Genomic DNA, 23,246 nt, shown 5'->3' with positions numbered 1-23,246 from the left:
TCTCCTACCTCATTTAGGAATTATACAAAAATAGTATAATCATCCCAGAGGTAGAGTAGATATGTCATTTGTAACAATGTCTGAGGTTACTTTGCACCTAGAGTTTCTGCAGGGTAGCAGTACGAATAACAGGAGGCACCTCATGGATGGAGGAAATGGTCTTCACTGCTTGTTGCATTTCTTGCTCCAGTTCAATAAGGTTATAGCTCCATTCATTCTGTTGCTTCAGATAGATACTGTTAATGCCTGCGGTTACTGCCGGAAGTACATCTGTACGTAAAGAGTTACCAATCATCCAGGTGCGTTTGCGGTCAAAGCCTTGCGTAGTCAAAATATTTTCAAGTGCCTCAACATTTTTATGTTGACGAATATAGATCCGGTTATCAAAGTAAGCATCAAGCTTCATTTGCTCAATTTTACGTTGTTGGATCGTATCGTCTCCACCTGTATACAGGAATAAATGGTGACCATCCTGCTTCAGAGTATCCAGCGTTTCAACCATGCCAGGGTAAGCTTCGATTTCTTGATCATAGACGCTTAATCCAAGCTTGTGTAACTGTTGTTCTTGAAAACGGTCCGTCGGACGATTATATTTGGCGCAGAAATAGCGGTAGGTAGCGATTAGGGATTTAGGGAAATTATCGCTGGCAAGACCACTTGTGTTGACCGTGTGCACGTCAATTTCTATTTGTTTATCACGTAATTCACTGGTGCTTGGGCCAAATTCGTTAAACCAATCAGTCATTAGCTCAAAATATTGCCCTAAAATCAGATCGAAATATTTGTTGCAGTGGACCAGTGTATCATCTAGATCGAAAATCACCTGTTGTGTCATGTATTTCATATCTCTCACTCCTTGGATCTGTATCTGTATAGTGTTCTATAGATAAATATAAGACTCTAGGAACATTTGAAGCTCTGATGCGCCGTCAGGGCGAATACTGAAACGTTCATCTTGTTCACCTCTAAGATGGATGCGGAGTAGGCCGGCTACTCGTAGAATCATAAGGTGATGCATCAGCATTTCTCTGGATTGATTAAGATCAGATTGCATCTCCCACAACGACTTGGGTTCATGTGCGACATAGCGAAGCAATCGAAGTCTGGTGGGGTCGGATAGTGCCTTAGTCATGCGCAAAAGCACCATAGGTGGTTCATTTTCGTCTTCTAAAGGTACATCTACAGGATATTGTACGATCACCATGGTTTTGTAGAAGCAGTAGGTGTTAATCGGACGATTATGAACAGTTGGTAGTAATACAATCGTCTTTAGATCCGTGATCTCCTCGAAAACTACACCGCCAGATGCGTATTCAATTAGAGAAATGGGGTCCATTTTGCTTTCAAGCATTTTTTTCTCAGAAGCATCTTCAATTAATAGCGGTAATATTTTGTGCTCCACATGGCGGAAGTATTGCTCATACCAGAGACGCAAGAGTGGACTATAGCTGCTCCGAATCCGAAAAGCATCTTCAATCGTAAACTCCTCAATGAGCGGAGCGATTTGCTGATAACATTCTTCTATGGAGGCTGAATCCAGATCATCTAAGAAATGCTGCACTGAAGTTGCGGGTCCTCGAATGTAAACCCAGGCATATAGCACATCATAATCCGTAAAAGGCCACTCGGCGGCTTGCATTAAAGCTGTTACCTTATGAGGAGAAATGCGATCTTCCACATCACTTATCCAGTGGGGACCAATGTCCAAATTGGAGATCCATTTTCTAGTTACATATAACATAAAACTGTCCAGCAGTTCATAAACCGGCGATACGTCGATCTTTAATTCGTACTCCATGTCTCATGCACCCCCAGGAAATCCGTAACATCTTCATATTATCTCTTGTTTTGAAGAGGGTTGTCCACTATAATGTTCGGTGTTTGCCAATTGGCGTTAGAACAAATTAGCGTTATTAATCATAGGGGGATATCATCTGTGTCAGACCGGCCAAAATTATCTATTCGAAGTAACAGCAAAATGAATTTCATGATTCTTATTACCGCTACTATAGCGGCTGGACTCAGCCAAGGAATGCTGCTTCCCGTATTATCCATTCTATTGGAGCAGAAAGGAGTTTCCTCTTCGCTTAATGGACTTAATGCAGCTGCTTTATACATAGGATCATTCGGAATGACCTTGATTGCTGAAAGAGTTCTCGGAGCGATTGGATTCAAAAAATTGATTGCTGGCGGGATAAGCTTAGTCTTAGTAAGCTTGCTTTTATTCCCCTTTTTTCCTGGAATCAAAATATGGTTTGTGTTACGTCTACTTGTAGGTGTTGGTGATGCAGCTATCAATTATGCCGCCCAGCTATGGGTGCTGCTAATGACACCTGCCGAGCATCGCGGACGAAATCTTTCCCTGTATGGGATGTCCTACGGCCTGGGCTTTAGCTTGGGGCCACTTGGAATTAGTCTGCTGCGCTTTGGTCAGGCAACACCCTTTATTGTTTTAGCTTTTCTTTTTTTGCTGGTCCTAATACTAGCCGTTACAATGCTTCCGGATTCACGTCCAGATAAAGTTGAGAGTGGAGAAAGTCAGGTACGCCGGTTTGGACGTTGTTACAGTCTAGCGTGGTTCGCTTTAATTCCTGCACTCCTATATGGTTTCATGGAAGCAAGTTTAAACAGTAATTTTCCAGTGTATGGCCTCCGGATCGGATACAGCACGGATCAAATTGCAGCCTTATTGCCTTTTGCGGGCATTGGAGGACTGCTGTTACAATTCCCGCTAGGGCTGTGGAGCGACCGTTTTGGTCGAAAGAAGGTATTGATTCTTACTGGGATTGGAGGCGGGATTGCCTTCGCATTACTGCCATTAGCAGGTGACCATTTCAAAGTGACTATGGTGCTGTTGATGATTGCTGGTGGACTTGTAGGCTCCTTTTTCTCGTTAGGGCTTAGTCTGGCTGCGGATATTTTACCACGACATTTACTGCCTGCTGCAAATGTGGTTGCTTCTTTTCATTTTAGTATAGGCAGTATTATAGGTCCAGGTATCGGCGGTTTGCTCATGCAAGTCGGCTGGGGCGGGGGGATTTTCGGCTTGATGGGCGCTTTATATATCGCCTTCGGATTGCTTGGGTTATTTTTCTCGCCACGGCAAAAAATTTGAGGTAAGATAAGAACGAGTGCTCGCATGGAAATTCATCTGGCTTTCAGAGTACACTATAGATTATAGATAAAGACAGGGAGAGGCTGAACTATGATCACAGTTGAACACTTAGCCAAGGCAGTTGGGGAAGATAAGAATCCAGTTCTACAGGATATAGGGTTTCAATTAGAACCGGGTGAGTTCGTAGCAATACTTGGAGCTAGCGGTAGCGGTAAGACCACTTTACTGCGCTGTTTAGCGCTGCGTGAGAAGTGGGATAGAGGGAATTTTAGAGTGGACGGTACAGATATAATGGCGAGTGCCTTTACAGGTAAAAGAAAAATCCGCCGCGAGTGGGCATACCTGGAGCAGAATGCAGAGCTCAATCCTAACCGTACTGCATTGAAAAATGTACTGATCGGCCAGTCTTCACAAACGCCGTTATGGCGAATGGTCACTGGGATGGTACGTTCAGATGATTATATGGGTGCAATGGATGAACTGGACGCCCTTGGCCTCCTGGATAAGGCGAAGATGAAGACAAGTCAACTTAGTGGCGGAGAAAGGCAGCGTGTAGCGATTGCTAGAGCGTTGACTCACGGTGCTAAAGTGATTTTAGCGGATGAACCGGTTACGGGATTAGATCCTAAATCCGCGGAGAGTGTCTTGGAAACATTGCGAAAGCTGTGTAAAGAAACCGGTCTTACGGTTGTAACGGTGTTACCGATTGAATTAGCGGAACGTTTTGCTACGCGTCTATGGGTACTAGAAGATGGCAGAATTAAGCATGATATAAAGGGGCGTAGATTAACGTTCCAAGAACGTGCAAATCTTTAAATATAGGACACGGATAAGGAAAAGAGTGATGAAGTTGAATATGAGAAGTCTTAGGTGCTTTGTAGCCGCAACGCTGACGTTATCCATGCTGTCGGGTTGTACTTTCATCAGTGATCCTGTTTCTAAGATGAAATCCCCACAATTGTCTGCTGACAAAGCAACACTTATGGCTGCTATTAATTCACTTAAGCCAGCAGGTTCCACGTTGATTCGTCCGACCAATGACGATGATAGTACCATCTTTACTGAGGATCTCAATAAGGATGGAGTTATGGAGACGTTAGTGTTCTATAGGACTCCAGGTGAAGCCGTACAGATTCACGGGATGATACTGGAGAAACAGGGCGACACTTGGGTCAAGAAACTTGTATTCGATGGCGACGGGTCTGTGCTGGAGTCGGTAGATTTGAAGGATATGACGGGTGATGGGAAGCTTGAAATTGTTACCGGCTATTCACAAGGTGAAGAAAAGGGTCTTGTCGTCTATAGCTATTCCAGCGGAACATTAGAAGAAGTGCTTTCACATCCTTATACAAAATATATGATTGATGATCTTAATGGGGATGGAATTGAAGACATAACCGTTGTTTACTTTAAAAGAAATGAATTTGCAACCATTTCGGTCTATCAGTACAATGATGGCTTTAAGGTTCTCGATAAGCTTGATAATATCGATCCTTATTTTAATAATTATTACAATATTGTTGCAGGAAAAATCTCAGAGAATAAAGAAGGAATCGTATTGGATGCTGCGGTGGATTCCCAATCAGCCTATACCTCTATTGTCGTTATGGAGAATAACAAGCTGCGTGTGGTATTACCGGGCGATGCACGGACTTATAAAGATCGTCGGATTGCAAGTGAAGATATTGATCATGATGGCATTATTGAAATTGGATTGCTTGAGGCGCCTAAAGGATGGGAGTATTTCGATCCAGCTGAAATTCCATACTTTACCTCCTATTATAAATGGGATGGGAAAGAAGGTCTGACCTTCGCAACCCAGCTATATCATGATCCATCGGATCGATTCAATATTAATTTTTCTCCGGAATGGCATGGAAAGGTGACAGTTGATACGAAATCGGTTCTGGATAAGAACCTTAAGTTTATCATGTCAGATACCGGTGAGACGGTTGCTGAGGTTTCCTTCTTTTCTCCTTCAGAATGGGATCGCGTAAAAAATGACGGTTGGGATTTGCTTGCACGTGATGCAGACAAGGTCATCGCCTACCGCGGTAAGTTAGAACAAAGTACAACAAAGGAAGGAAGCAATAAAATTGCTTCCCCTATAGAAAGGAAGGGAATAGATGAGTAAAGTACTGATACTGGAAGATGAGGAGTCCATTCGTAGTTTTATTGTCATTAACTTGAAGCGTAATGGGTTCGAAGTGATAGAGGCTGCGGATGGGCATGAAGCTCTTCACAAGCTAACCACGATCCCTGATATTGATATCGCTCTGTTGGATGTAATGGTTCCGGGTATTGATGGATTTGAAGTATGTAGACGGGTCAGAGAAACCAATGAGCGTTTGGGTATTATTTTTCTGACAGCCAAGGTTCAAGAGCAAGATAAAGTGTATGCATTGTCTGTAGGAGCGGATGACCATGTTAGCAAGCCATTCAGCCCGACAGAACTGATTGCTCGAATTCAATCTTTGCTGCGCCGAGTGAACGTTCATCGTGAACAGTCAGCGAAAGTTTCATTCGTATCAGGGCCATTTACCTTGGATCTTATTTCCAAACATTTTAAACGTGATAATGAAGCGATTGAACTGACGCCAACGGAATTTTCGTTGATTCAATTCTTCCTCGAAAAAGAAAATACACCGCTCAGCCGCGATCTTCTGCTGGATCATGTGTGGGGCAAGGAGTATATGGGTGATCCCAAAATTGTGGATGTGAATATTCGTCGTTTGCGTCAAAAAATAGAGAATAATCCGTCAGAGCCAGAATTTTTACAAACGGTGTGGGGACACGGATATAGATGGAAAGGCCAAGTACAATGATTAAGAAGGGGATGCGCAGACAAATTGTTCTACACTACATTCTTGTAGTTTTTTTGGCGCTTCTCCTCGTAGAAGTTATCTTCCTGCTTGCCATCAGAACGTATTATTATGACAGTGTATATAGCAAGATGAAAAATCACATTACCACGGCAGAGTCGTTTTTTCATAAATACGAGCTAGATGGCGATAACAACTCGAATCAGCTGCAAGTACTGCTGGATAGATTTGAGCTGCCCAATACAGAGCTAGAAGTATTGACCATGAATGGTGACATGATTACCAGTTCGACCGGTTTTCAGCCTGATCGTACGATTACAACTAGTGACGTCCCTGAAGCGGTAGGGGGCAGTATTGGCCGCTGGGTAGGACGCCAGAGTGGTACTAACGAGAGTGTTATGGCTGTGTCCAAGATGCTGCAGGTTCACGGACGTGATACGTATATTCTAAGATATCTTACTTCACTTGAGGGCATCAACAACGATTTGCTTAATCTTACGTTACTGTCAATTGGTATAGGCGCAGCTGTTATGGCTGTTGTTATCGTGTTCAGCTTCGGACTTGCCAATTCAATCGTAAAGCCGCTCAATAACATTACGGCGGTTTCAGCCCAAATGGCAAAGGGTAGATTTAATGTGCGGATTAAGGGGAATTACAAATTTGAGATCGGTGACTTGGCTTCAACGCTGAATTATATGGCTCAGGAAATTGTGCGCAGTAATCAGATTAAGGATGATTTCATCTCGTCCATTTCACATGAGCTTCGGACACCCCTTACTAGTATCAAGGGCTGGAGTGAAACCTTGGTATCTGGTGGCTATGATCCGGAGGAGACGAAGCTTGGAGTCAGCATCATTTCCAAAGAAAGTGAACGCTTGATTGGTCTAGTAGAGGAGATTCTAGACTTTTCAAAGCTGCAGCAGAACCAAATGAAGCTGTCCATTGGGATTGTTGACGTGAAAGTGTTACTTCAGGAGACTATACTTAATATTTGGGCCAAGGCGGAGAAGAAACGGATTCACCTGCTTCTTGAATGTGAAGATGGGATCTATGTCAAAGGGGATGCCAATCGTCTAAAACAAGTGTTCTTGAATCTGGTAGACAATGCCGTGAAGTTTTCACATGAGGAGTCCAGTATAGAATTGTCTGCGAAGAGAATTTCGGCTACAGAGACTGCTATCATGGTTCGTGATAGTGGGATTGGGATTAGTGAAGCACATATCTCCAGAGTGAAAGACCGTTTCTTTCAAGTGGATGCGTTGAACGGGGGAACGGGCTTAGGTCTAGCCATCTCACAACAAATCGTGGAACTTCACCACGGAAAGCTCGAAATGGAAAGTGAGCTAGGTAGTGGAACTGAAGTTACCGTAATCTTGCCACTTACTGAGAAGCTGCCTGAAGTCAATTCAGATCATGTAGCACAAATAACAGCTACTTTACCTGAATCAGATGTCTAGGAGGTATGGGAATGGAAGTATGGGGGAATTCGATTAGGATCGTTCGTGGAGAACCTGATCGGACTGGTGATATCTTGAGGCTGCTGCAGGAAGCAGCAAATTGGATGGAACGAAATGGGATTAAGCAATGGACCCCCGGCCAATTTAACGAGAATGATATCACAGGCTATTTCGCTGATAGGCATGTTTATCTTGCGATTGACGATGAAGCAGTAGTTGGAATGTTCACGTTACAATTCAGTGATCCTCAATACTGGGGAAGTAAAAACGATGAGTCTTATGCATATTTGCATAGATTAGCTGTAGCGGGTTCACACCGCAGTCAGGGACTTGGTCAGCATATGCTTAAATATGCTGCGGTGCGAGCCAAAGAACTTGGCTGCAGAGGACTCAGATTTGATACCGTCGCACATAACATTAAACTCAATCGTTATTATCAGAGCATGGGTTTTCATTACATGGGTACTAACGATATGGGAAATGGTCGTTTAGTGAACCTGTATGAGCATTTTGAGGAACAACCTGATTCCGATCGTCTGATTCTTAGATTTATTTCTGAATCGGACTTTGAGCACCTGAAACGATGGAGTGTCTCACCTGAGTATCTGAAGCAATGGGCTGGACCTTCACTAACTTTTCCTCTTGACGATGACCAGTTTACTGAGTATTTAGATGGGGCTAATCATCCAGCGAATTCTGATCGCCTTATTTTCTGTGCGGTGCATGAAGCTACTCAGCAGGTCGTGGGACACATCAGTTTTTCAGCCATAGACCGGGCGAATCGATCTGCACGTATTGGCAGAGTAGTAGTAGACACTGATTATCAGGGTAGAGGCTTTGGAACAAGGATGATGAATGAAATGCTCCGAATCGGATTTGAGAGCTTGGATCTGCATCGTATTTCTCTGGGAGCTTTTGCTTTCAACACCGTTGCCCTGAAAACCTATGAAGCATTGGGCTTTAAGCGGGAGGGTGTAGAGCGCGAATCAGCGCTGTTTGGGGAGCAATATGTAGATTGTGTGGAAATGAGTATTTTAGATCGAGAATGGTTAGCGCTCCATGAATCATAAAGGTTATCTTCTAACAACCGAAGGGGCTGTTGCTCTGGTCATGTTCGACCAGGACAACAGCCCCTTTTTATAAATATAAGAATATATAAGTTTCACACTATACATTATCCTTATATTTCTCGCATAAACGCTTACCGTCCATATGGGACGCCGAAGGCGTTTTTGCTTGATAAAGTATTTTTATATATAATGGTTTTTATGAAGGGAGAACTTCCCGTAGACGTCCTGTCTTCTCATAAACATCCTGAAACAGACGGGAGGGTTGGTTTCGAACCGCTGGCTTAGGAGCTACGGTCTCATTGGGCCCAACAACTACAATATTATTAATACTTCCCTTGACGACAGCACCATCCTTAATAATGGCGCCTTCGCCAATAATGGCATTTTCGATCTGTACTCCACGTCCGATGCGAACGCCAGGCATAATAACGCTTTGCTTAATTTGGCTCATTTTTCCAATTTCCACACCATTGAAGATTACAGAACGTTGCAAGCTGCCTTCTTGCGTGCAGAATTCATTCACGAGAGAGTCCGTTGATGGAATCTGAACACGTGGTTTATGAACAGCAAGCTTAGTCCGGCGACTCCGGCTATACATCGGCCAATGAGCTTTGTCGAGCTTCATGCCATTGTTTTTTTGCAGAAGATCCATATGTGCTTCCCAGAGACTACCCACAGTACCTACATCTCTCCAGTATCCTTTGAAGCGGTAAGCGAATAAATCATCATTCTGATCAAGCATCGTTGGTATAACGTCTTTACCAAAGTCATGACTGGAATTCGGATTAGCTGCATCCCGCAACAAGTGCTCCTTCAGATAAGCCCACTCAAACAGATATATACCCATAGAAGCTAAATTACTTTTAGGTACTTTTGGTTTTTCCGCAAACTCAGAGATTTTTAGTTCTTCATTTACGTTCATCACTCCAAAACGACTAGCTTCATCCCAAGGCACCTCCATTACGGAGATGGTGGCTTTTGCAGCCTTCTCTACATGGTAATCCAACATTTTGCGGTAATCCATATGGTAAATATGATCACCGGATAGAATGAGAACATGTTCTGGATTGCGGCTATCGATATACTCAATGTTTTTATAAATTGCATCAGCAGTTCCTGTATAGCTATCTCTGCCTTCAACACCGGAAGGAAGTAGGGTGACACCTTTATCCTTTTGACTATGTAAGCCCCAAGGTTCACCTTCACCGATGTGTTCATGTAAGGATTCAGCTTCATATTGCGTCAGGACACCTACTGTATCAATTTTAGAATTTACACAATTACTTAGTGGGAAATCAATAATTTTATACTGTCCACCGAAAGGGACTGCAGGCTTAGCCATACTGGAAGTCAAGGGAGCCAATCTGCGGCCTTCCCCTCCTGCCAAGAGCATGGCGATACAATCTTTTTTGTTATTCATTTGTTATCCCTCCCATTTATTTTGTCAATGCTTGATATATAAACTCACGACAAGCACTTGAAACGACATAGGTGAAGTATATTGCTGTGTAAAAAGAAAAATTACAATTAATATTTCTTTATCAGAAAATCTTTTGTTTTCACATCAAATCATTTTCAAAATGGTAATATTCGGGTAATGTAATAGGTACAAGCATTCAAAAAAGGTGGTGTAGAATTGGCTGAAAAAGCAACAATCGATACCTTTCCGTCAGCATCTGATATTTATTTGTTCCATGAGGGCACCAATTATCGCAGCTATTCTATGCTGGGTGCGCACACTGCCGCTGAAGAAGGCGTTACGGGCGTGCGCTTTACCGTGTGGGCTCCTCATGCGACATATGTAGGACTAGCTGGTGATCATAATGGCTGGGATGGAACGCAGGACATGGACTCGTTATATAAGATACCCGATTCAGGATTTTGGAGTCGTTTTTTTCCGGGAATACAGCCGGGAACTTTTTACAAATACAGGATTGTTGCCAGTGATGGCTCCAGCTTCCTAAAAGCGGATCCTTTTGCCTTCAAAGCTGAGGTTCGACCGGCGACTGCATCCGTTGTTACGGATCTCAGTGGTTATCGTTGGGGAGATGCTGCATGGCGGAGAAAGAGTAAAGCTCCATATCATCAACCGATGAACATTTATGAGATGCATTTTGGAACTTGGCGTCAAAAAGAAGATGGGGAATTTTACAGCTATCAGGAAATGAGTGAATTATTAATTCCTTATTTGGTGGAAATGGGTTATACCCATGTTGAGTTTATGCCGCTTGCTGAGCATCCATACGATTTGTCATGGGGCTATCAAGGGACGGGGTATTTTGCGGCTACGAGCCGATATGGTGAACCCCATGAGTTGATGTATTTAATCGATCATTTGCATCAAGCTGGAATTGGTGTCATTTTGGATTGGGTTCCGGCCCATTTTGCAAAAGATGCACACGGTTTAAGAATGTTTGATGGCTCGCCACTTTATGAATATGCAGATCCAATGTTAGCGGAAAAACCAGGATGGGGAACCCTATCGTTCGACTTTAGCAAGCCTGAGATTTCTTCGTTCCTCATTTCTAATGCACTCTTTTGGTTTGAGTATTATCATATTGACGGGATGCGTGTAGATGCGGTTACCAGTATGCTACGTCTCGATTTTGAGAAACAAGCTCATCAATATCGACGTAATGTGAATGGTGGTCTGGAGAATTTAGAAGCCATTAAGTTTATTCAGAACCTGAATAAGGCGATATTTCAGTATTTTCCTAAGGCATTAATGATGGCAGAAGAATCTAGTGCTTGGCCGGGAGTTACAGCGCCAGCTCATGAAGGTGGCCTCGGTTTTAACTACAAATGGAATATGGGATGGATGAATGACACCTTGGGCTACATAGAACATGATTTTTGGGGGCGAACTCATCATCATAATTTATTAACATTTCCAATATGTTATGCTTATGCCGAAAATTATGCATTACCGTTATCACATGACGAGGTTGTACATGGCAAGAAGTCGTTACTGGACAAAATGCCCGGTTCTTATGAACAGAAGTTCGCAGGACTTAGGCAACTGCTCGGTTATCAAATATCCCATCCCGGAAAGAAACTTCTGTTCATGGGAGGAGAATTTGGTCAATTTATCGAATGGAAGGATCAAGAGCAGCTGGATTGGCTACTGCTGGACTATGACAGCCATCGTGGTATGCTAGCTTACACTGCTGCACTTAATAAACTGTATCGCTCGGAGAAAGCCCTGTGGGAGCTTGATCATTCCCAAGAGGGTTATCAATGGATTGATGCAGATGACAATGAACAAAGCGTAATTTCATATCTGCGTAAAGGCAAGAAGCCTGGAGATACGTTGCTGTTTATCATCAATTTTCAACCTGTCCAGCGTCAACAGTATCGTATAGGGGTTCCACGTTCAGGGACTTATGAAGAACTTTTTAGCTCGGAAGATGTAGCGTTCGGAGGTTCGGGTATACACAACTTGCCTCAGAAGAGCAAAAAGTTAGAATGGCATAATCAGGTGAACAGTATAGAGCTAACATTACCGCCTCTTAGCTTCCTGGTGTTTAAGAAAACGTCACGAGTGGGTAAGAGTAAAGAGGCAAATGAGTCATAGATTAAAGAACGAATAGAGAATCCGTACACTTTAAAGGGGGAAATAATCATGAAAGTTTTATTTGCCGCAGCTGAAGCTCATCCATTTATCAAAACGGGTGGTCTGGCCGATGTCATTGGGGCATTACCTAAAGCGCTGAAGGGTGCCGGGGTGGATGTACGAGTGATTTTGCCTAAATATCGTGGGATTCCAGAAAAGTTCACTTCAAAAATGGAGCATTTAACAGAAGTGTATGTGCCAATCGGCTGGCGTAATCAATACTGTGGAATCGAACATATGGTTTATGACGGTATCCCCGTTTACTTTATCGACAATGAATATTATTTCGGACGGGACGGAATCTACGGATATATGGACGATGGAGAGCGCTTCGCGTTCTATAATCGTGCGGTGCTGGAGTGTCTGCCAGCTATTGATTTTCAGCCGGACGTCTTGCATTGCCATGACTGGCATGCGGCTGTAATCCCAATGCTGCTTCAGGGGCATTATCGACACAATCCATTTTACAGCGAAATGCGAAGTGTATTTACCATACATAACCTGTTGTATCAGGGTGTGTTTCCTTATGAGGTGCTTGGGGAGCTATTGGGTCTGGACAGCAGTTATTTTGGAGGCGTGGAGTATTACGGGAATGTGAATTTCTTAAAAGGTGGCATTGTATACAGCGACCGTGTCACCACAGTAAGTCCAACCTACTCGGAAGAAATTCGAACACCTTATTATGGTTACGGACTGGATGGATTGTTGAATGCGCGAGCGGATGTTTTAAGCGGTATTGTGAATGGAATAGATACAAAAAGTTATAATCCTGCAACAGATACAAGTCTTGTTACCCGTTATCGTTCTAATCTGGCGAAGAAAACGGAGAACAAATTAGCCTTGCAGGAGGAATTAGGACTACCTGTAGATGCTAACATTCCGATGGTGGCTATGGTTACTCGTCTTGTGGATTCCAAAGGTTTAGATTTGCTTACGCGTGTATTGGATGAGCTATTGCATAAGGATGACATTCAATTTGTTCTGCTTGGAACGGGGGATGAGTCCTATGAGCGGTGGTTTAAGGAAGCGGCTTGGCGTTATCCGGCAAAGCTATCTTCACAAATCCTCTTTAATGATGCACTCTCACGCAAAATATATGCTGCTAGTGATATCTTTCTTATGCCTTCCAAGTTTGAGCCTTGCGGGATCAGTCAACTTCTCGCTTTACGCTACGGCAGCATACCTGTTGTGCGGGAAACTGGTGGCCTGAATGACACCGTTCAAGCTTATAATGAAGAATCCGGTGAAGGGAACGGCTTTACATTCAGTAACTACAACGCCCACGATATGATGTTTACGCTTCGCCGGGCGATCTCATTATACAAGCAGCCTGAACACTGGAAAAAGATTACGAAAAACGCATTTGCTGGCGATTATAGCTGGAATGTATCGGCGCAACAGTACATTGATATTTATAATGAAATTACGGAATAAGGATTCATTAGATTCCGTAATAGGTTAATAAGGGAGTGCACTGAAGTATAACTCATACTTTAAGTGCACTCCTTTTTTTTGATGAAAATAAGAGGCGATTTGCCGCATGATTTGGTTAAGTTAGGGAATAGTAAAAATGTATAAGATTATATAAAATTTGAATAAATGTTGAATAATATTTTTCAGAAGAATGAATTCTTTGCTTTGAAACCCAATAAAAGGAAGTTATTGTCACAATTATGCCTTTGCATATTCATGCGTTCTGATTTATAATAAGTCGGTCAAAGAGACAACTTGGATTTTTTTCATACGAATAGGGGAGATATAGAAATGAACAAATGGGGTAAACTTAGTTTAGGTATGTTATTAGCAGTAGGCCTGTTGTCAGGCTGCGGTCAAAATAAAAATGATAGTGATACCGCTGCAAGTGGAAATGCAACTAACGGTGGGGCTACTAAGAAGCTTACTATGGGCACAAGTGCAGATTTTCCTCCGTACGAATTCCATAAAGTAGTAGACGGTAAAGATACTATCGTGGGCTTCGATATCGATATCGCTAAGGAAATTGCTGCTGATATGGGTGCTGAACTTGTAATTAAGGACTTGCCATTCGACTCACTACTAAACGAATTGTCCAGCGGAAGAGTGGATATTGTAATTTCTGGACTTAGCCCGACGGAAGAACGTAAAAAAGCTGTTGATCTTTCAGACATTTATTACAAGGCAGAGCAAGCGATTGTTGTGCGCGAAGCGGACAAAGATAAATACGCCACTATGGATGCTGTAAAAGGTACCAAAATTGGTGTGCAGACTGGATCCATTCAAGAGGAAATTGCTAAAGGGATCGAGGGAGCGAAAATCACTTCGCTTGGTAAAATCTCCGAAATCGTTCTACAATTGCAATCCAATCGTGTAGATACTGCTATCATTGAAGGGCCCGTCGCCAAATCATTCGTTAAGAATGTTCCTGGTCTTGTAATTACTGATGCTAAGCCAGAAGTTGAAGATGACGGTTATGCTATTGGTATTAAAAAAGGAAATAAAGAGCTACTGGATCAAGTAAACAGCACACTGACACGTTTAAACTCAGAAGGTAAAATTGATGAGTACGTAACGGCAGCTAGCGAGCTTGCAGATAGCACGAAGTAAAGAAACAAACGGATATTTTAAAGTCTGCTAAAGTAAATTGTATGTGTATACAGAAAATAGCGACAATAAGCTATTTTCTATTTTTTTGGAGATGGGAGGATAGGTTATGGACATTACTTTATTTAAAATGGCTTATGATTATCGTGATTTTTTCCTAACCGGTTTGCAGTATACCTTGCTGCTTGCTGTTCTAGGCGTCTTCTTTGGTTTTATTCTAGGGATTATTGTTTCCTTGCTACGTATGTCCAAATGGGGTGTGCTTCGCTTCTTGGCAACAGCCTGGGTAGAATTCCTTCGTGGTACACCTATGCTTGTACAACTGTTTCTGATCCATTATGGATTGGCTACATTCGGGATTGAATTTACACCGATTCAGTCGGGGGCAATCACTTTATCCATTAACAGTTCTGCTTACCTTGCAGAGATTTTCCGTGCTGGGATACAAGGGGTAGATCGTGGACAAATGGAGGCAGCCCGTTCGCTTGGAATGAAGCAAGGGATGACTATGCGCCATATCATACTCCCGCAGGCACTCAAGAGTGTTCTTCCGGCAATCGGAAATGAATTTATCACCATTATCAAGGAATCATCGATTATTTCTTTTATCGGCGTTACGGATTTGATGTTTCAAGCACGTACGGTTACAACGATTTCTTACGATGGTATGACACCACTTGTAATTATCGCATTTATGTACTTTGTGCTGACATTTACGCTATCGAAGATCCTAGGTAGACTGGAAAGGAGGCTGAATACCGATGATCGCCGTTAAGAATTTGCAAAAAAATTACGGGAAGCTGGAAATTCTCAAGGGAATTGACTTGGAGATTCATAAAGGTGAGGTCGTCGTCGTTATCGGACCGAGTGGATCGGGTAAAAGTACCTTTCTGCGCTGTTTGAATCTCCTGGAGCAGCCAACTGGTGGCGAAATCACTTTTGAAGGTGAATCTATTACCTCCAAAAAGCATGATATTAATGTCACACGTGAGAAGATGGGAATGGTATTTCAGCAGTTTAACCTCTTTCCTCACAAAACAGTTCTGCAGAACATTACACTAGCACCGATTAAGGTGAAAAAACAGCAGCAGTCCGAAGCCGATAAATTCGCAATGGAGCTGCTCAAGACTGTAGGCCTTGAAGATAAAAAGGATGCATATCCTGCTCAACTGTCCGGAGGACAGAAGCAGCGGATCGCGATTGCCCGTGCGCTGGCAATGCAGCCTCATGTGATGCTCTTTGACGAGCCAACCTCAGCCCTTGACCCAGAGATGGTTGGTGAGGTGCTGGAAGTTATGAAGAAGCTTGCAGAAGATGGGATGACAATGGTCATTGTTACGCATGAGATGGGCTTTGCACGCGAAGTGGGCGACCGTATTCTATTTATGGATGGCGGCGTGATTGTAGAGCAGGGTACACCTGCACAAGTATTCGGAAATCCTCAGCATGTACGTACACAGGATTTTTTAAGTAAAGTGTTATAAGCAAGTCAAATTGTAGCGGCGCTCGGGCAAGTTATCCGGGTGCCGCCTTATTTTTTTAACAGTTGCATAATTTGAGGATATAATGGACTGAGTTCATTTATTTATGTAAACCATGTATAATAAATGGTCAATCAACTTGAAAAGGAGTACATACATAATGAGAGATGATCTGCGCCGGATAGGCATTATCGATATTGGTTCTAACTCCATACGTCTTGTAATCTATGATACAACGCCGGAGGGAGGCTATAAGATCATCAAGGAGTGTAAGTACTCTGCACGTCTTAGTGAGAAGATTACGAAGGAAGGTCGACTGGAACAAAATGATATGGAGACGATCATCCCAGTCTTGCGCCAGTTTAAGGAGATCTGCCATGCTTTTGATGTAGAGTCCATTCGTGCGGGCGCTACAGCGGCAATCAGAAATGCTGCTAACTCCAGTGAAATTATTGCCTTTTTGTCAGAAGCTTCTACCATACCCATTGAGGTTATCAGTGGTCATCAGGAAGCTTACTTTGGCTTCTTAGGTGTCATAAACGCATTTAATGTTGAAGATGGTTATGTCATCGATATTGGTGGCGGGAGTACTGAAATCACACTTTTTCGCGGGCGGCGTTATCAACATAGTATTTCCTTTCCGTTCGGAGCGGTGAATACCAATCTTATGTTTGGTCAAGGCGGGAACTGGAATGGAGAGCAGATTCAGAAGCTGGAGACCTATGTTCTGGGGAGATTGGTAGAGCATGATTGGCTTAACGCAACAGCAGGACTTCCATTGTTTGGTCTGGGAGGTACGGTTCGTTCTCTAGGTAAGCTGGATCAAAAGACTAGAGCATACTCATTACCTAACTCTCACGGTTACACCATGGCAAGTGAGACGATTGAGCATTTTATGAACACATTACCTTCAATGCCTTATGATAAGCGTAAAGATTTAGATGGGTTGTCTAAGAGTCGAGCAGATATCATCGTATCCGGGTTGATTATTTTCCATACGGTATATCAGTATATTGGGGCTAGCCAGGCTGTAATCAGCGGGGAGGGGCTCAGGGAAGGTATGCTACATGATCTACTGAAGCCGGAGCAACCGGTGCGAGACAGTGCGCTTGAATACAGTTTAAATACGATTATTCGGTTTGATATTCGTACTTCTAAACGGTATTTAGATCATATTAACAAGCTTGCTCTAAGTCTGTTTGACGCGTTCAAGGATGAGGAGAATAAAGCTGAACATGAGATGTTAATTTATGTATCCATCATGCTACATCGAACAGGGTCTAACATTAACTATTATCAATCTAAACGACACACCCTGTATTGGCTGATGAATTCACCGATTCGCGGATTGACACACCGCCAGCTTATCCTGTGCGCGATGATTGCCTCGTATAGCACAAAAAGCCGGAAGCAGAAATTGTCCCAGATGTATAAGGACATTTTACTGCCTTCCGACGAAGAGTGGATTCATAAGCTCGGATCGCTTGTACAGCTAAGCATTGCACTAGACAGCACCGAGATCGGGATTGTAAGTGGCCTGAAAGCTAATCTACACGGCAATACTCTTAATCTGGATCTTGAGGGCGCTTCAGCGCTTCTGATTGGTCTAGAGGACATTGAGAACGCCTTAAAAGCATTTAAGAATGCTTGGGCGGTGAAGGTAAAACTCGATTTTCCTTCCAACGTGTAACATCCATTGCTGCGAACTGGCTCCGGAAAGGGGCCTTTTTGTCGTCTGGTTGCTCGTAATACCCATTAGGCTGTAAGAAGCTGGCCTTCACATTATCTTTAAGGGATAGTTCAAGAATCTTAACGATTTGTTTACGAATATTGCTGTCTCTTACCGGACACATCAGCTCGATCCGTCGGGTTAGGTTTCTAGTCATCCAGTCTGCACTGGATAAATACACCTCAGGCTTCCCGCCATTTTCAAAATAGTAAATTCTTGAATGCTCCAGAAAGCGGTCGACAATACTGCGAACCGTAATGTTTTCGCTCAAGCCTTCAATCCCCGGACGAAGACAACAAACCCCCCGAACGATTAAATCGATAGATACACCGGCCTGTGCGGCACCATATAAATCGTCGATGACTTGTTGATTAGAGAGTGAGTTCATTTTGGCAATGATACGTGCAGGTCTTCCGGCTGCAGCATGCTCCGCTTCACGCTTCATCAGCTTTTGTAAGGAAAGGCTCATGTCCGTTGGAGCTACAATGAAGGAATTCCAGTCAAAATCAGCGGAATAGCCAGTCATTTGATTAAACAGCTCGGAAGCATCAAGTCCGATATCGCTTTGAGCAGTAAATAGACTTAGATCCGTGTAGACTTTGGCGGTACTATCATTGTAATTTCCTGTGCCTACATGCACGTAACGACGTAATTCATGGCCTTCCTGACGGACAATCAAGGTGACTTTGGCATGTGTTTTGAGTCCAACAAGACCATAAACGACATGGCATCCGGATTTTTCAAGTTGGCGAGCCCAAGCGATGTTACGTTCCTCATCAAATCTGGCTTTTAACTCAACAACCACTGTTACCTGTTTTCCGGATTCAGCAGCATTAGCGAGTGCAGTGATCAGAGGAGAGTTTCCGCTCACGCGGTATAAAGTCATCTTAATGGCCATCACTTGTTCGTCCTCTGAGGCTTGAATGATAAAGTCCGTCATCGCATCAAAGGATTCGTAAGGGTGGTAGACCAGAACATCTCGCTCACGTAATACCTCGAAGAAATCCTCGTTCTCTTCAAATTCAGCAGGGTAGACGGGTTCAATGCTCGGATAGTTTAAGTAACTAAAGCCCTTAATACTGCCGGCGAAATTACGAAGGAAACTTAGATCTAGCGGACCTTCAATTTCGAATACGAAATCTTCAATTTCAAACTCAGCTTGCAGCTGTTCCAAGGCATATGGATGAATTCCTTTTTGTACTTCAAGTCTTGCTGGAACACCACGGCGACGTTTGCGCAGCTCCTTTTCAATCTCTTCTAGAAGATCCTCGGCCCCTTCTTCGTCGATCGTGAGATCAGAGTTGCGGGTCAAACGAAATTCACTAACGGCAACGGGCTCATAACCACTAAATAAAGTTTGAATATGATGACGGATGACATCCTCTATAAATACGAACTGCCGTTTCTTACTGTTAGACCGGTGTGGTAGCGGGATACATCTTGGCAGATTAGATGGAATTTGCAGAATAGCAAAAAAAGGCTCTTCTTCAAGGCCATTCTTACGAGTAAGAACTACTGCTAAATAGATAAATTGGCTATGAACGAGTGGAAACGGTCGACTCTGATCTACAGCCATTGGCGTAAGTACAGGATAAATGATATCCCGGTAATATTGTTCTATGGACTGTTCCTGTGCATGAGTGAGATCCTCATAATCCACAAAAACGATACCTTCTTTATGCAAACTCCGTGAAATATCACGGAAAATCCGGTATTGGTCGGCAACAATTTTGGTAACTCGCTTGATGAGACGTTTGTATAGCCCGGAAGGGGTATAGCCAGTGAAATCTTTTTTAGTATAGCCTGCCCGGATTTGATCTTGAATTCCTGCCACTCGAACGCTTATGAATTCATCAAGATTGCTTGAGACGATAGCCAGAAATCTAGCCCGTTCCATTAGCGGATTATCAGGGTCTTGAGCTTCTTTCAGCACGCGTCGGTTAAATTCGATCCAGCTCAAATCTCTATTGAGGTAAGCAGTGGCTGGGCTGCTTTGGTTGTTTTTATTCTCTTCTGTATTCATGGGACCTCCAAATATGATTCGTTGTCTGTATCTATTCTATTTATCATATTCTATCATTCTACTATTGGATAAAGCATGAAATGTTAACGCTATGTAAAATCTTCGGGAATTTTATATGATAATTTTTAAAAATGGTACATGGATCTTTTAATGTAGTTTACATAATGAAAAATATGTTAACCACAATCCGAAAAAATGACAATATTGAAACTTGATTTTTCACAATGGTAACAATTACATAAGCACAGGTTACAAAATTGTGATATATTAAGTCCTGTCAGTTTTACAAAAGACTGCAACACATCAAGAAATCACACACGGGTTGTACATAAGTACTTAAAATGTACACGAGCGTATACGGAAGTGATACCGTTCACGCCCATCTAATGAGGAGGCAATTATGAAGAACAGATTTAGAACAATTAAAACCCTTGCTGCAATTATGGGAATCAGTGCATTACTGCATGCCGTTCCAGCTCATGCAGACAGCGTTCATATCGCTAAGGATGGCAACACTTTTTATACTTTATCCAAGCAATATAATGTAGGTGTGAATGAATTAATGAAAGCAAACCCAAACGTTGCAGCACTTAACATTTACGAAGGTCTTGAAATTACTATCCCTAGTAAGATGCAGGCTGAGTCCGTAACTACAACTGACAAATCACCAGTGATTACACCAAGTCTTAATGTAAACTCAGAGTCCAAAACAGTTGAAGCATGGGGTAAGTCCTTTAATTATGACAAATCGATTCAAGTCAAAGCTTCAGCTTATTCTTCTGCAAGCAGTGAGAACGGCGGATGGGGTGCAGTAGATTATTTCGGAAATCCTCTCAAGCTTGGAACTATTGCTGTTGATCCAAATGTGATTCCTCTCGGAACCAAAGTATTGGTGACAGGCCATTCACATGATGGATTGCCTAAAGATGCATTCTTAGCAACGGCAACGGATGTGGGCGGTGCTATAAAAGGCAATCGTATCGATATCTTTATCCCTGGTAGCCAAAGCTTTGTATCATCATTCGGTTATCAATATGTACAATTATACATTGTTAAATAGATAGATAAAAATAGAGAGAATACCTATGAGATATGAAAAGTTCTAAAATAAGGTTACACAGGAAACGGAGGGAGTCCTTAGCGGCTGCCTCCGTTTTTTTTACGTATTATAAAATATATATTTGGGGGTAATTTATTTACCTTTGGACACCTGTAGTAATTGAGGAACGGTAACGAATGTATAACCCCGCTTGCGCATAATAGTGATTACTTCAGGTAAAGCCTGAATCGTTCCCTGTAGATGACTACCTGGACCGCCTCCACCGTGCTGAAGAATAATCGCTCCTCTTCCAATATGGGCTAGAATATTATTTCTGACTTGGTTTTTGGAAAGTCCTTTCCAGTCCAATGAGTCCACATTCCAATTCACGAGCGTGTAGCCATGGCTTTTTGCCCATTTAAGCTGCTGTTCACTGATATCCCCATAGGGTGGGCGAATTAGTCGTGGTTTATATCCGGCCAAGGTTTGTATAATATCCTCGGTCTTTATGATTTGTGATTGAAAATCATTCATCGCAAGCTTCACAAACTGAGGGTGGTTATACGAGTGATTTCCAATCGCATGTCCTTCTCTAATCATTCTTTTCACCAAAGCTGGATGTTTTTTTGCTCTGCTTCCCACCACAAAGAAGGTTGCTTTGACATTATATTTTTTCAGGATGTTAAGCAATTGGGGGGTAAATCTTGGATCAGGAACATCATCAAAAGTAAGTGCTATGACTTTATTCCGAGGTCCACTAGTCTTAAAAGTCTCTGGGTATTTGTGTAACAGCTGACTTAATGTCAGACCTTTAGTGTTTTTATTGCTGTTAAGTGTCGAACTATTTGTAGCAGCGCTACCTGCTGAAATTGCGGTATCTTCGTCTGAAGCGGGTACACTTTGTGTTTGTTCTTGCGGAGTCTTCTGACTCTGTACAGGCGCTGACGCAACCTCTGAAGAATAGGTTGGGAATAGCATAGTTATGATTGTTCCTAATATTACGAGCAGTTTCTGACCTCTCCGTTGAAAATACATCCCCATCTGCCTCCTTTACTACCTGATCACCGTCATATTCTTAATTGTTATCTCCATAGATGGGTAGATTTATGCTGATAACAATACAGTATTGGTTAAGATTTCTTGAAGGAACCAATGCGTGTATACTAATAGAACGGGGAATTCCCGAGTCAATTATAGATTACGGAAGGATGGAGACATGAATGTCTGATTTGTTTGCACCGTATGAATTGAAGGGGTTATCGCTGAAGAATCGTATTGTCATGCCACCTATGTGCCAGTATTCGGTGGATAAAGAGGATGGCATCCCTAATGATTGGCATTATGTTCATTATGTAAGCCGTGCTATTGGCGGTACAGGATTTATTATCGTGGAAATGACTGGCGTACATCCAGATGGTAGAATCACTAATCGAGATACAGGAATCTGGAGTGATTCGCAAATTGAAGCTTATCGTAGAATCACGGATGGTGTACATGCGTATGGATCAAAAATCGCTGTTCAATTAGGACATGCTGGACGAAAAGCTGTGGATGCAGAGCCGCCAGTGGCTCCATCAGCAATTCCTTTTGATGCTAATTTCAAAACGCCACAGGCTCTTTCTAAAAAAGGAATTTCAGAATTAATTGAGGCCTTCCGTGAAGGGGCGCGCAGAGCTATAGAGGCAGGATTTGATACGGTCGAAATTCATGGTGCACATGGTTATTTAATTCACCAGTTTCATTCACCATTGACGAATACCAGAGATGATGAATATGGACAAGATCCTGCGTTGTTCGGAGAACAGGTAGTTAAAGCAGTCCGAGAAGTGGTTCCTGTAGACATGCCATTGATTATGAGAATATCTGCGAAGGAATATGTAGAGGGTGGATATGATGCTGAATACGCTCTGGATATTTGCCGACGGTATAAGAATGCTGGAGTGGATCTGTTCCATGTTTCTTCTGGAGGAGAAGGTCCTATAGGTTCAAATGGAGGGCTGGGTGCAGGCCCTGCTTATCAAGTGGATCTGGCAGAGTTTATCCGTAGTGAATTACAGGTGCCTGTAATTGCTGTGGGGCGGCTTGAATCCTTTACTGAGGCACAGTCCATCGTCGCGGAAGAACGGGCAGAGCTGATAGCCGTTGGCCGTGGGATGTTGAGCGATCCCTATTGGGCTTTACATGCGGAAGAAGCGCTTGTAGGCGTACGTAATGTACCCAAACCTTATGAACGCGGGATCTGGAAAAAGGGAAGCGCGCTTTGAATGTGAAGTTTGTCACAGATTTTATACTCCTTCTAAGGCAATCTTAATAAAGA

At 42.8% G+C, this 23,246-nt stretch carries 19 protein-coding genes; 14 read left to right on the top strand and 5 right to left on the bottom strand.

The genetic code is table 11. The features are described from left to right. Positions 1-97: 97 nt before the first annotated feature. Positions 98-844, bottom strand: coding sequence for an HAD family hydrolase (locus MKY52_RS29060; protein ID WP_341055280.1), 747 nt, complete (start codon positions 842-844; stop codon positions 98-100). 36 nt (positions 845-880) lie between these two features. Further along, a complete protein-coding gene (locus MKY52_RS29055) occupies positions 881-1,798 on the bottom strand; it encodes an ArsR/SmtB family transcription factor (protein WP_341055277.1) in 918 nt (305 codons plus the stop codon). Between the two features lie 162 nt (positions 1,799-1,960). Between MKY52_RS29055 and MKY52_RS29050 the strand changes: the two genes are divergently transcribed. The 6 genes from MKY52_RS29050 to MKY52_RS29025 all read left to right on the top strand — a co-directional run bounded on the left by MKY52_RS29050 (position 1,961) and on the right by MKY52_RS29025 (position 8,464). Next, on the top strand, positions 1,961-3,115 hold the full coding sequence (locus MKY52_RS29050; protein ID WP_076283781.1) for an MFS transporter: 1,155 nt from the start codon (positions 1,961-1,963) through the stop codon (positions 3,113-3,115). Between the two features lie 90 nt (positions 3,116-3,205). Further along, positions 3,206-3,931, top strand: a complete 726-nt coding sequence (locus tag MKY52_RS29045) for a phosphonate ABC transporter ATP-binding protein (protein WP_076283562.1) — start codon at positions 3,206-3,208, stop codon at positions 3,929-3,931. A gap of 28 nt (positions 3,932-3,959) precedes the next feature. Then, positions 3,960-5,249: a hypothetical protein gene (locus MKY52_RS29040; protein ID WP_341055275.1), complete on the top strand. Its 1,290-nt coding sequence runs from the start codon at positions 3,960-3,962 to the stop codon at positions 5,247-5,249. Next, positions 5,242-5,940 (top strand): response regulator transcription factor, encoded by a 699-nt coding sequence (locus tag MKY52_RS29035; protein WP_042128265.1) that lies wholly within the window; start codon positions 5,242-5,244, stop codon positions 5,938-5,940. The genes MKY52_RS29040 and MKY52_RS29035 overlap by 8 nt, the downstream gene beginning before the upstream one ends. Then, positions 5,937-7,394 carry a sensor histidine kinase gene (locus tag MKY52_RS29030; RefSeq protein ID WP_042188776.1) on the top strand — a complete coding sequence of 486 codons (1,458 nt, stop codon included), beginning with the start codon at positions 5,937-5,939 and terminating at the stop codon, positions 7,392-7,394. Before MKY52_RS29035 ends, MKY52_RS29030 begins: the two co-directional genes overlap by 4 nt. 11 nt (positions 7,395-7,405) lie before the next feature. Continuing rightward, positions 7,406-8,464: a GNAT family N-acetyltransferase gene (locus MKY52_RS29025; RefSeq protein WP_341055273.1), complete on the top strand. Its 1,059-nt coding sequence runs from the start codon at positions 7,406-7,408 to the stop codon at positions 8,462-8,464. Between the two features lie 196 nt (positions 8,465-8,660). Here MKY52_RS29025 and MKY52_RS29020 read toward each other — a convergent pair whose 3' ends face one another. Beyond that, positions 8,661-9,884, bottom strand: a complete 1,224-nt coding sequence (locus MKY52_RS29020) for a glucose-1-phosphate adenylyltransferase (protein WP_341055271.1) — start codon at positions 9,882-9,884, stop codon at positions 8,661-8,663. Between the two features lie 216 nt (positions 9,885-10,100). Between MKY52_RS29020 and glgB the strand changes: the two genes are divergently transcribed. The 6 genes from glgB to MKY52_RS28990 all read left to right on the top strand — a co-directional run bounded on the left by glgB (position 10,101) and on the right by MKY52_RS28990 (position 17,828). Beyond that, a complete protein-coding gene (glgB, locus tag MKY52_RS29015; RefSeq protein WP_341055270.1) occupies positions 10,101-12,038 on the top strand; it encodes a 1,4-alpha-glucan branching protein GlgB in 1,938 nt (645 codons plus the stop codon). Between the two features lie 48 nt (positions 12,039-12,086). Then, positions 12,087-13,511: a glycogen synthase GlgA gene (gene glgA, locus MKY52_RS29010; RefSeq protein WP_341055268.1), complete on the top strand. Its 1,425-nt coding sequence runs from the start codon at positions 12,087-12,089 to the stop codon at positions 13,509-13,511. Positions 13,512-13,841: 330 nt separating this feature from the next. Beyond that, positions 13,842-14,660, top strand: coding sequence for a transporter substrate-binding domain-containing protein (locus tag MKY52_RS29005; RefSeq protein ID WP_042188769.1), 819 nt, complete (start codon positions 13,842-13,844; stop codon positions 14,658-14,660). Between the two features lie 106 nt (positions 14,661-14,766). After that, positions 14,767-15,432: an amino acid ABC transporter permease gene (locus MKY52_RS29000; protein ID WP_042128253.1), complete on the top strand. Its 666-nt coding sequence runs from the start codon at positions 14,767-14,769 to the stop codon at positions 15,430-15,432. Beyond that, entirely contained in the window at positions 15,419-16,141 is a 723-nt protein-coding gene (locus MKY52_RS28995; RefSeq protein WP_042188767.1) for an amino acid ABC transporter ATP-binding protein, read from the top strand. The genes MKY52_RS29000 and MKY52_RS28995 overlap by 14 nt, the downstream gene beginning before the upstream one ends. 157 nt (positions 16,142-16,298) lie before the next feature. Then, positions 16,299-17,828: a Ppx/GppA phosphatase family protein gene (locus tag MKY52_RS28990; protein ID WP_341055267.1), complete on the top strand. Its 1,530-nt coding sequence runs from the start codon at positions 16,299-16,301 to the stop codon at positions 17,826-17,828. Here the strand turns inward: MKY52_RS28990 and ppk1 are convergent. Continuing rightward, positions 17,776-19,890, bottom strand: a complete 2,115-nt coding sequence (gene ppk1, locus MKY52_RS28985; protein ID WP_339265039.1) for a polyphosphate kinase 1 — start codon at positions 19,888-19,890, stop codon at positions 17,776-17,778. The genes MKY52_RS28990 and ppk1 overlap by 53 nt on opposite strands. Before the next feature lie 400 nt (positions 19,891-20,290). Here ppk1 and MKY52_RS28980 point away from each other — a divergent pair, with 400 nt between their 5' ends. Then, positions 20,291-20,950, top strand: a complete 660-nt coding sequence (locus tag MKY52_RS28980) for a 3D domain-containing protein (protein ID WP_149647339.1) — start codon at positions 20,291-20,293, stop codon at positions 20,948-20,950. Positions 20,951-21,082: 132 nt separating this feature from the next. Here MKY52_RS28980 and MKY52_RS28975 read toward each other — a convergent pair whose 3' ends face one another. Beyond that, a complete protein-coding gene (locus tag MKY52_RS28975) occupies positions 21,083-21,964 on the bottom strand; it encodes a polysaccharide deacetylase family protein (protein ID WP_341055264.1) in 882 nt (293 codons plus the stop codon). A gap of 185 nt (positions 21,965-22,149) precedes the next feature. Here MKY52_RS28975 and MKY52_RS28970 point away from each other — a divergent pair, with 185 nt between their 5' ends. Next, positions 22,150-23,193, top strand: a complete 1,044-nt coding sequence (locus tag MKY52_RS28970) for an NADH:flavin oxidoreductase/NADH oxidase (RefSeq protein WP_341055262.1) — start codon at positions 22,150-22,152, stop codon at positions 23,191-23,193. Positions 23,194-23,246 lie beyond the last annotated feature (53 nt).

It is taken from the genome of Paenibacillus sp. FSL P4-0184 (genome assembly GCF_038004625.1).
Lineage (GTDB): Bacteria > Bacillota > Bacilli > Paenibacillales > Paenibacillaceae > Paenibacillus_AQ.
This window is presented reverse-complemented; position numbering and strand designations above follow the sequence as displayed.

Coding starts and splice junctions, on each gene's coding strand:
- MKY52_RS28975 (WP_341055264.1), bottom strand. CDS start 21,964: ATGTATTTTCAACGGAGAGGTCAGAAACTGCTCGTAATATTAGGAACA.
- MKY52_RS29030 (WP_042188776.1), top strand. CDS start 5,937: ATGATTAAGAAGGGGATGCGCAGACAAATTGTTCTACACTACATTCTT.
- MKY52_RS29025 (WP_341055273.1), top strand. CDS start 7,406: ATGGAAGTATGGGGGAATTCGATTAGGATCGTTCGTGGAGAACCTGAT.
- MKY52_RS29055 (WP_341055277.1), bottom strand. CDS start 1,798: ATGGAGTACGAATTAAAGATCGACGTATCGCCGGTTTATGAACTGCTG.
- MKY52_RS28990 (WP_341055267.1), top strand. CDS start 16,299: ATGAGAGATGATCTGCGCCGGATAGGCATTATCGATATTGGTTCTAAC.
- MKY52_RS29045 (WP_076283562.1), top strand. CDS start 3,206: ATGATCACAGTTGAACACTTAGCCAAGGCAGTTGGGGAAGATAAGAAT.
- glgA (WP_341055268.1), top strand. CDS start 12,087: ATGAAAGTTTTATTTGCCGCAGCTGAAGCTCATCCATTTATCAAAACG.
- MKY52_RS28995 (WP_042188767.1), top strand. CDS start 15,419: ATGATCGCCGTTAAGAATTTGCAAAAAAATTACGGGAAGCTGGAAATT.
- MKY52_RS29040 (WP_341055275.1), top strand. CDS start 3,960: ATGAAGTTGAATATGAGAAGTCTTAGGTGCTTTGTAGCCGCAACGCTG.
- MKY52_RS29005 (WP_042188769.1), top strand. CDS start 13,842: ATGAACAAATGGGGTAAACTTAGTTTAGGTATGTTATTAGCAGTAGGC.
- MKY52_RS28980 (WP_149647339.1), top strand. CDS start 20,291: ATGAAGAACAGATTTAGAACAATTAAAACCCTTGCTGCAATTATGGGA.
- MKY52_RS29020 (WP_341055271.1), bottom strand. CDS start 9,884: ATGAATAACAAAAAAGATTGTATCGCCATGCTCTTGGCAGGAGGGGAA.
- MKY52_RS28970 (WP_341055262.1), top strand. CDS start 22,150: ATGTCTGATTTGTTTGCACCGTATGAATTGAAGGGGTTATCGCTGAAG.
- ppk1 (WP_339265039.1), bottom strand. CDS start 19,890: ATGAATACAGAAGAGAATAAAAACAACCAAAGCAGCCCAGCCACTGCT.
- MKY52_RS29035 (WP_042128265.1), top strand. CDS start 5,242: ATGAGTAAAGTACTGATACTGGAAGATGAGGAGTCCATTCGTAGTTTT.
- MKY52_RS29060 (WP_341055280.1), bottom strand. CDS start 844: ATGAAATACATGACACAACAGGTGATTTTCGATCTAGATGATACACTG.
- MKY52_RS29000 (WP_042128253.1), top strand. CDS start 14,767: ATGGACATTACTTTATTTAAAATGGCTTATGATTATCGTGATTTTTTC.